This is a genomic window from Halomicrobium sp. IBSBa (assembly GCF_017612575.1).
Classification (GTDB): Archaea; Halobacteriota; Halobacteria; order Halobacteriales; family Haloarculaceae; genus Halomicrobium.
The window spans coordinates 290,072-299,048 of the sequence record NZ_JADPQC010000002.1 but is presented as its reverse complement, the minus strand read 5'-3'; the positions used below and the strand labels follow the sequence as shown (position 1 = coordinate 299,048).

Sequence of the window (8,977 nt, the reverse complement as noted above, 5' to 3'; positions counted from 1 at the left end):
GAAGCGGAAAACGGTCGTTTTACATCATGCCGCCCATGCCGCCGCCCATGCCGCCCATGCCGCCGCCCATTCCGCCGGGCGCGCCGCCGGGGCCGCCGGGTGCGTCGTCCTCGTCGTCGTCGCTGCCGCCACCCTTGAGGTCGCCGGCAGCGATCACGTCGTCGATGCGCAGGATCATCACGGCCGCCTCGGTGGCGGACTCGATGGCCTGGGTCTTGACGCGGAGGGGCTCGACGACGCCGTCCTCGGTCATGTCGACGACTTCGCCAGTGTAGGCGTCGAGACCGGACGTGGTCGCGCCGCCGTCGTGCTTGCTGCGCAGGTCGACCAGCGAGTCGATCGGGTCGAGACCGGCGTTCTCGGCGAGCGTGCGCGGGACGACGTCGATGGCGTCGGCGAAGGCCTCGACGGCCAGCTGCTCGCGGCCACCGACGGAGTCGGCGTGGTCACGCAGACCGAGTGCGAGCTGTGTCTCGGGGGCACCGCCGCCGGGCAGGACCTTGCCGTCCTCCAGCGTGGCGGCGACGACGCCGAGCGAGTCCTCGATGGCGCGCTCGACCTCGTCGGCGACGTGTTCGGTGCCACCGCGGAGGATCATCGTGACGGACTTGGCCTCGTCGACGTCCTCGACGAAGATTCGCTCGTCGCCGGCCACGTCCTTCTGGGCGACCGAGCCCGCGAAGCCGAGGTCGTCCTCGGTCACGTCGGCGATGTTCGAGACGATCCGAGCGCCGGTCGAGCGCGAGAGGGCCTTGATCGTGGACTTCTTCGCACGGCGGACGGCGAGGATGCCCTCCTGTGCGAGGTAGTGCTGGGCCATGTCGTCGATGCCCTTCTGGGCGACGACGACGTCGGCACCGGCCGCTTTGAGATCGTCGACCATCTCCTTGAGCTGTTCCTCTTCCTGGTCGAGGAACTGCTGGAGCTGGTCCGGGTCGGTGACGTTGACTTCGGTGTCGAGTTCGGTCTCGGGGACCTCGATCGCGGTGTCGAGCAGCGCGATGTCGGCGTCCTCGACGGCGTAGGGCATGTTGTCGTGGACGCGCTCCTTGTCGATGATGACGCCCTCGACGAGCTCGGACTCGTCGGTGGAGCCACCGACGACGACCTCGAGCTGGATGTTGTCGGTGTCGACCTCGCCGTCGTCTGCGACGGACTGTGCGGCGCGAACGACGAGATCGGCGAGGACGTCCTTGGAGGACTCTGCGCCCTTGCCGGTCATCGCCGTCGCGGCGACCTTCTCGAGCATCTCGGTGTCCTCGGGGCCGACCTCGATGGCCTGCTCTTCGAGGATCTCCTTTGCCTTCTCGGCGGCCTGGCGGTACCCCTGTGCCAGGATGGAGGCGTGGATGTCCTGGTCGATGAGGTCCTCGGCTTCCGAGAGGAGTTCACCGGAGATGACGACCGCGGTCGTCGTGCCGTCGCCGACCTCGTCTTCCTGGGTCTGGGCGACTTCGACGATCATGTTGGCCGCGGGGTGCTCGATGTCCATCTCGTCGAGGATGGTGACACCGTCGTTTGTGACGACGACGCCGCCGGAGTCGTCGACGAGCATCTTGTCCATGCCCTTCGGGCCGAGTGTCGTCCGTACGGCCTCCGCGACGGCCTGTGCGGCCGTGATGTTCATCGACTGTGCGTCCTTTCCGGAGGTTCGCTGGGAGTCCTCTCCCAGCACGATCATGGGCTGACCCTGCATCTGGCGCTGACTCATACGTCCGATTGATTGAATGTGCTTCTATATAAAGATTGTGGACCCGGAAGCCAGACCGCCGGAGAGACAGCCCAGCCCGCATTTGACAAGGGTTGTCACAGTGGTTTTAAATACGATATCGCGAGCGGCCACGAGCGCGCCTCGTGGCGGCGCTGTGGCTGGGCACAGTCGAGACCGGGAGAAACGGCGCGAGAGTCAGCCGTGGAACTGGTGGTAGTTCAGTCCCTTCTGTTTCATCTCGTTGTGCTTGCGTTCGAGGAACGAGTAGACCGAGCCGTGTGGTGCGCCTTCGAGCAGCATCTCGGCGGCCTCACGGACGGCGTCGACCTGTTCCGGGCCACCGATGATCCCCAGCGTCGAGCCGTAGATCACGACAGACGCGCCGGTGAGTTCCTCCATGAGCTCCCGGGTCCGACCGCCCTCGCCGATGAGGCGTCCCTTCTGGCGGGTGAAGTCGTTCTGGTTGCGGGAGGCGGCGTCGATGTCGACCACGTCGAACATCATCATCTCGTCGTCGAGCAGGGCGAGCGCGTCCTCCGGGTTGAAGCCGCGACCGATCGCTTTCACGATGTCGGGGCCTTTCAGTCCCGTGATCGGGTCGCCGACAGACTCGACTTCCACCGAGCCGGATTCGGAGTCGATATCGAGGCGAACTTCGGCTCGGTCCTCGATCTCGCGCATGGTCTCACCCCCTTCGCCGATGAGTGCGCCGATGCGGTCCTGCGGAATCTTCACGTGTTGCATAATATGTTGCGAGCTACTGTATCCGGACAGTTAAGCGTTCGTCTGTGGCCGTCAGCTACCCGTCGGCCGCCCCGTCGGCCCGCGTGACCGTGGCGAGCAGATCCTCGGCGGTCACGTCCACGCCCTGTCGTGCGAAGAAGTTCGCGACGTTCTCACAGTCCCGTTCGAGGTAGTCCCGCGCGTTGCCGTGGTGGACGGTCACGGCCTGGCCCAGGTCGATGACGACGAGCTGGCCCTCGTGGAACACGATGTTGTACTCCGAGAGGTCGCCGTGGACGAGCCCAGCGTCGTAGAGGCGGCGCATGTACTCCCGGACGACCTCGAAGGCCGTCTCGGGGTTCTCGATGTGGACCTCGTTGAGCCGCTTGGCACGGCCGTCCTCGGTCGCGATGTACTCCATCACCAGTACGTTTCGCTGGACGGCGATCGGTTCGGGCACGCGGACGCCGGCCTTGCGTGCCCGCTGGAGGTTGGCGAACTCCTTGCGGACCCACGCGGTGACGACCTTCTTCTTGTCCGAGCCGATCCCCTCGAAGCGCGGGTCGCCGTCGAGATACCCCCGCATGTCGCGGAAGTCCGAGGCGTTGATCCGATAGATCTTGACCGCGACCTCCTCGTCCCGTGGTGCCCCGTCGCCGCCCGACTGTCCCGAGGCGCTGCGTGCCTCGCTGTCGCCGGCCAGTGCGGTGTAGACGTTCGCCTCCTTGCCCGTCGAGATGGGGCCGCCGAAGGCGTCGATGTGCCCGTCCTGGACCAGTTTGTACAGCGCGCCGTAGGTGGCGTCGTCGAACACCGACGCCGTCACTTTGAACTGCTCGGTGTTCTTGATCCGCTTGCGAAACTCGCTGAACTCGCGGTCGCGCGTCCGCGCGATCTCGTCTGCCTCGGTGTCAGAAACGTCGATCGACTCCCACTCGTCACCGACGCCGTCGGCCTCCTCGGTGTCGACGAGCCCGAAGTCGCCGTCGTCGCTCATCGGTCGCCCCCGAACGGTGGCGGCGTCATGTGTGCGTGGCCATCGTTACTCCTGGATGTGTCCCTCTTCTTTGAGCTGGTCGGCCTCCTGCTTGTCGTAGCGCCAGGTGATGTCGGCCTTCTCGTCTTGCCAGTCCCACGGTTCGACGAGGACAACGTCGTCTTCCCGGATCCAGATGCGCTTTTGCATCTTCCCGGGGATGCGCGCGGTGCGTTCGACGCCGTCCATACAGCGTACTTTCACGCGGTTGGCTCCGAGCATGTTCGTGACGATGGCGAACACCTCGTCGTCTTCGGGCATCCGGAGGTTCTTGCGGCCTTCGTTGTCGCTCATACGCCACCTTTTGATGGCGAACGGTTTAAGGCTTGTACGGTTTTGACCGAATCGACCGGTCCAGCGAGTGGCAACGCACAAGTTCCCCTTGGGCCTACGACCGGGCGATGAGTACGACGCTGCCCGAGGACGCCGACGAGTGGGTCACCGAGTGGCACGGTGCGCTGGCCGACCGACCGGCCTTCGCCGAGGCGGCCGCCGACTTCGCCGCGACCTTCCGCTTCGAGATCACGCCGGACGACGCGTACGACGGCGATCCGATCGTCGTCCGCCTGGTCGTCGACGACGGGGCGTGTCCCGTCGCGGAACTCGCGACGGAGTTCGACCACGACTTCGCGCTCCGTGGCCCCTACGAGGCCTGGAAAGCGATGTTGCGGGGCGAACTCGACGCGGCCGAGGCCGTCATGGACGGCCCCTTCACCGTCGAGGGGAACACGATCGAGTTGCTCCAGCGCCAGGCGGCCGTCGCACAGTTGGTCCAGGCGGCCCGAGACGTGGAGACGACCTTCGCGTACTGATACTGCCGGCTGTACGTCTGTGAAGAATTTCGCGACCACGGGGTCGCGAATCTCTTGAAACAGTTACAGCCGGCAGTATGAACGTCGAGTCGGACCACAGCCCTTACCTCCCTCCCTCGCACCAGTCGGAGTATGCTCGACAAACTCGGCATCGCCGGAATCCTCGGCGTGGTCGTGATGCTCGGCGGGATCGCGCTGGTCGCGTGGGTGGCACCCATCGTCGCCGCCGGCATCGCCTTCGTCGTCGCCGGTCTCGGACTGATCGTCTACGGGATGGTCAAGAACCTCATGACTGCCTTCGGCCTCGGTGCGGGCGGACTCCCCTAGCTCTCCGGTCGGTCCGCGCGGTGCTCGCTGATGATCTGGTCGACCAGCTCGGCGTTTTGCTCCCGTTTCCGTGCTTCGGCGCGCTCCTCCCAGTCCTCGATGGCGGCCTCGACCTCGTGTTCGCGAGCCACCGCGAGTTCGTCGACCTCCTGGACGGTCACCATCTCCGCGGGCGCGACGGGAACGTCGTGCTCGAAGAGGATCTCGTCGGCCACGTCCGAGAGCCCGCCGTTGCGCAGGACGATCCGCGGGTTCACCGCTGCCAGCCGCTGGGCGGTCGACCGGCCCGCGCCCGAGGCGTCCCGCAGCAAGATCACGTCGTCCTCGACGAGGCCGACGGCCTCGTCGGCGGTCGCGATCGCGTCGCTGGTGAACTGCTCGATCACTTTCACCGACACCAGCCCCTCCTGTTTCTCCGACACGTCCGCGAAGTTCGAGTGGTCGAGCTTCCACAGTCCCTTGAGCCGTTCGAGCTTCGATTCGAGGGCCTCGCGGTCCTCGCGTTCGGCTTCGAGTTCGCGTTCGAGGCGCTCGTTTTCCCGCTGGAGGCGCGTGACCTCGCGGTCCTTGCGCACCTCGCGACGTTCCTCGCTGCGGGCCTGTGAGAGTTCCCGCTCTTTCTCCGCGAGCTGGTCGTCTTTCTGCTGGATGGTCGCCTCCAGGTCGTCGACGTGGCCTTCCAGGCGCTCGACGCGGGCCCGGAGCCGTTTGATCTCTTTTTCCTCCTCGGTGAGTTCGCGGGGCGTGTGTTCGGTCTGTTCGTCGCCGTCGCCGCCGTCGTCGGCCAGATCGTCGAGGACGCTCTCGACGGACTCGCCCCCGGCGACGACCCGCGCGGTCACCTCGCCCACGTCCTCGCGGGGCGGCACCTTCTCGGCGATGCGCTCGAACTGGTCGGCGTGGTCGTCGTAGGCCCCCAGCGCCGCCGCCATCGCGTCGCGCTCGTGGTCGTTGTCGTACCCCTCCTCGCGAGTGCGGTGTTGTTTCACGTCGATCGCGAGGTCGCTGTCGGGCGTCCACCCCGCGGCACTGAACGAGCGACGCAACTTCTCGACGGTCTCTGGCATCGGCGTCACGTCCGCCGCGACGACGATGGGCCGGCCCCGCTCGACGATCCACTCGGTGACGCCAGCGGCGTCGACGGTCCGCGAGGAGTACACGTCCAGGACCTCGCCGTCGAGTCCCACGACCGCGACGGCCGTCGTCGTCCCGGGATCGACGCCGACGACGACGTGGTCGCGCCGCTTGGCCAGTGGCCGGAACTCGATCCCGTCGCGGCGCTCGCGTTCGATCTCGACGCGCACGTCGCCCGAGCGCATCCGCGAGACCGGGATGTCCTGGGGCCGGGCCGAGACGGTAAAGAGCGCCTGCGAGAAGCCGCCGTACTTCTCGGTGACCTCGCGCTCGTAGTCGAGGCCGGCGTCGTCCAGTTCCGACTCGACCGCGCGAGCGCGCTGCTTGACCGAGCCGTGGATCCGGCGAGTGTAGCGGTCCTCGGACCAGCCGCCACCGCCGCCCGTCGAGCGACCGCGGGCGACCTTCACCTCGGTCGTGTCGGTGAAAGCAGACACCTCTTGGCCGACGTTGGCCGCGGCGAGCCGTGCGGCCGCTTCCGCCTCTTTCATCGGCTCCTTCCCGTAGGGGACCCCGTGGCGAGACGCCACCCGAGAGAGGGGTTCGGGCTGCTCGGCACCGGTCACCTGAACGAGCGTGGTCTCGTCGGGGAGGGTCCCGAGGAAGTGGACGAGCGCGTCCTTGTCCTCGGCCAGTTCGTACATGTTGTCCGTCGCGACGATCGACGGCTCCACGTCGTCGATCAGCCGCCGGAGCTTGCGCAGACTCACCACGTCGCGCTCGATTCCCTCGCCGTCGAACACGACCAGCGCGTAGGAGGGAGCGTCCCCGCGCACGTCGCCACTCTGGATGTCGACACCGAAGACAACCGCGTCGAGCGCCCCGGTACGCGTGTTCACGGCCGTGGGTTAGTGATCTGTGACTATAATCCCCACGCCGGGAGCATCATCGGTCGCTGGCGGTCGCTGCCCACACGAGTACAGAGCGGGCAGTGGCTGTCAGTCGCTGTCAGTCGTCGGCCACGGCGGCCGTCGGCTCGTCGGTGAGGTCGGCCTCGCGCCAGGTGCCCCGCGAGAACCACGCCCACGCGAGGACCGCGGCCAGCACGTTCGAGACGGCGAAGCCGAGCCAGATCCCCCGAGAGCCGAGCGAGTACGCGAAGGCGTCGGCCACCAGCGTCCCCGCGAGGATGTCGGTCGTGAAGGTACCGAATCCGGGCACCGAAAGCGAGAGAGTCGAAACGTCGACGACGCGGGACGCGACCCACGACACCGGCAGGCGGATGAACCCGAGCATCAGGATCGCCAGCGCGGCGGCGGTGAGCGTCTTGCCCGAGCCACGGAAGCCCCCGGAGTAGGCCCTGACGACGCCGATGAAGCCGAAGGTCGGGGCGACCCAGCGGAGGAACTCCGCCCCGATGCGGACGACCTCCTGGTCGGGGCTGAACACGTTGACGATCGTCGGGGCGGTGAAGAAGACGACGACGCCGACCGCGGCGAGGATGAGGAAGGAGGCCTTCGCGGCGAAGTGGTTGGCAGTGTTTGCCCGTTCGGGCTTGTCTGCGCCGATGTTCTGGCCGGTCATCGTCTCGACGCCGCGGTCGACGGCGATGGCGGGCATGAAGATCAGCGAGAAGATCCGGGTGCCGACGCCGAAGGCGGCGACGACCGGCGTCGAGAACGTGCCGACGACGATCAGCATCAGGTTGACCGAGATCGAGCGGCCGGTCCCCTCGACGGAGGCGGGCACGCCGATGCGCAACAGCTTGCGGACGTAGGCGGGGTCTGGGACCATCTCGCTGGGGGAGATCTTGACGCCGCGGGTTCCCGAGAGCATGATGGCGAGGCCGACGGCCATCGCCACCCCGCGGGAGAAGATCGTCGCGATCGCCGCTCCCTGTACGCCAAGCTCCGGGAAGGCGATCGTGCCGACCACCGGCGCGGACTCGACCAGCGTCCACCCGAAGATGAGGAACGGGTCTAACACGACGTTCAACACGACCGTCCCGAACATCACGAGCATCGGCGTCACGGTGTCGCCAGCGCCCCGCATCAGCGAGATGAACACGAGGAAGCCAAAGAGGAAGGCCAGTCCCAGCGCCATCACCTGCAGGTACGCCGTCGCGCCGGGCAGCACCGATTCCGAAGCGCCGACGAACCGGAGGAAGTCCTCGATGAAGAAGTAGCCGGTGACGCCGAAGAAGACGGACGCCAGCACGGCGAAGGTCACCGTCTGGGAGGCGGCGTACTGGGCCTTCTCGGGTTCGTCCGCGCCCGTGTACTGGGCCACGAGGACGCTGCCGGCCACGGAGATCCCCATGGCCAGCGAGATGAGGAAAAAGACCATCGGGAAGGCAAAGGAGATCGCCGCCAGCGCCTCGGTGCTGTACTGGCCGAGCCAGAAGGTGTCGGCGAGGTTGTACGCGACCTGCAGGAGGTTCGTGATGATGATCGGCAAGGAGAGGAAAAAGAGCGGCGTCCCGATCGAGCCGCTGGTCAGCTCCAGCTCTTCCGGGCCTCGAAAGACCACGGAGAAGGCACGCCGCAGTTCGTCGAGTAGCGTCACGTCTCGATCACTCCCCGTCTGGGCGACGATGGGGGCCGCGAGGGAGGGACCGGGGGCTGGGCGGTAACTGTCATTACAGCTATTAACTGACTATTCAGTCAAGAATGTTTGGATATCGATTTCGCGAGGCCCGAACCGCGACGGCGACGGTCGCTTACTCTTCGAGTTCGAGGTCGAACTGCTCGTGTTCGCTGGCGGCGTTGAGCACGACGCTGGTGTTGGACTCCTTGATCTCGGGGTCGGTCAGCAGCTCCTTGATCTGGGCGTTCATGCCGTCGGTGTCGGAGAACTTCCCGACCGCGATGATGTCGTAGTCGCCGGTGACCTCGTAGACGGAGATCATCTGTTTGTGTTCTCGGAGCGACTCCGTGACCTCGGGCAGCGAGGAGCCCTCGACCTTGAGCTGGACGATGGCGGTCACGTCGTAGCCCAGTTCGTCGTAGTCGACTTTCGGCGTGTACCCCTGGATGATCCCCTGCTCTTCGAGGTCCGAGAGGTGGTTCGAGACGGTCGTCACCGAGACGTCGAGGTCCTCGGCGAGGCTCCGCAGGCTGGCCCGCCCGTCGCCCAGAAGTTCATTCACTAGCTTCCGGTCCAAATTTTCGTACGTCATTACATCGTGGAACGATCCCCAGGGATTAGAATTTTACGAATATGCAATTCCTCCCCGTAGGCCCGGAAGCTTTGCGCAAAGCAGCAGGATTTTAGTGATAGCAGTGTTCCTCTCGG

At 66.2% G+C, this 8,977-nt stretch carries 9 protein-coding genes; 2 read left to right on the top strand and 7 right to left on the bottom strand.

Annotation, left to right across the window (positions count from 1 at the left end; translation table 11 throughout):
- Positions 1–19: 19 nt before the first annotated feature.
- The 4 genes from thsA to eif1A form a co-directional block, all read right to left on the bottom strand.
- Complete coding sequence (gene thsA, locus IL252_RS08175) at positions 20–1,696, bottom strand: thermosome subunit alpha (RefSeq protein WP_153554947.1); 1,677 nt, start codon at positions 1,694–1,696, stop codon at positions 20–22.
- Between the two features lie 210 nt (positions 1,697–1,906).
- A complete protein-coding gene (locus IL252_RS08170; protein ID WP_153554778.1) occupies positions 1,907–2,455 on the bottom strand; it encodes a KH domain-containing protein in 549 nt (182 codons plus the stop codon).
- 55 nt (positions 2,456–2,510) lie between these two features.
- Positions 2,511–3,431: a serine/threonine-protein kinase Rio1 gene (gene rio1, locus IL252_RS08165; RefSeq protein ID WP_208627599.1), complete on the bottom strand. Its 921-nt coding sequence runs from the start codon at positions 3,429–3,431 to the stop codon at positions 2,511–2,513.
- Between the two features lie 45 nt (positions 3,432–3,476).
- A complete protein-coding gene (gene eif1A, locus IL252_RS08160) occupies positions 3,477–3,764 on the bottom strand; it encodes a translation initiation factor eIF-1A (RefSeq protein WP_015761681.1) in 288 nt (95 codons plus the stop codon).
- Positions 3,765–3,871: 107 nt separating this feature from the next.
- Between eif1A and IL252_RS08155 the strand changes: the two genes are divergently transcribed.
- Both IL252_RS08155 and IL252_RS08150 read left to right on the top strand, forming a co-directional pair.
- The gene (locus tag IL252_RS08155) at positions 3,872–4,282 is read left to right on the top strand and encodes an SCP2 sterol-binding domain-containing protein (protein ID WP_208627598.1); all 411 of its coding nucleotides are present in this window, start codon (positions 3,872–3,874) and stop codon (positions 4,280–4,282) included.
- Between the two features lie 132 nt (positions 4,283–4,414).
- Positions 4,415–4,609 (top strand): hypothetical protein, encoded by a 195-nt coding sequence (locus tag IL252_RS08150; protein ID WP_153554781.1) that lies wholly within the window; start codon positions 4,415–4,417, stop codon positions 4,607–4,609.
- Here IL252_RS08150 and IL252_RS08145 read toward each other — a convergent pair.
- From IL252_RS08145 to lrp, 3 genes are all read right to left on the bottom strand, one after another.
- Positions 4,606–6,582 carry a DUF460 domain-containing protein gene (locus IL252_RS08145; protein WP_208627597.1) on the bottom strand — a complete coding sequence of 659 codons (1,977 nt, stop codon included), beginning with the start codon at positions 6,580–6,582 and terminating at the stop codon, positions 4,606–4,608. The genes IL252_RS08150 and IL252_RS08145 overlap by 4 nt on opposite strands.
- Before the next feature lie 109 nt (positions 6,583–6,691).
- Positions 6,692–8,248: an MATE family efflux transporter gene (locus tag IL252_RS08140; protein WP_208627596.1), complete on the bottom strand. Its 1,557-nt coding sequence runs from the start codon at positions 8,246–8,248 to the stop codon at positions 6,692–6,694.
- A 154-nt stretch (positions 8,249–8,402) separates the two neighbouring features.
- Complete coding sequence (gene lrp, locus IL252_RS08135) at positions 8,403–8,861, bottom strand: HTH-type transcriptional regulator Lrp (RefSeq protein WP_015761687.1); 459 nt, start codon at positions 8,859–8,861, stop codon at positions 8,403–8,405.
- Between the last annotated feature and the right edge of the window lie 116 nt (positions 8,862–8,977).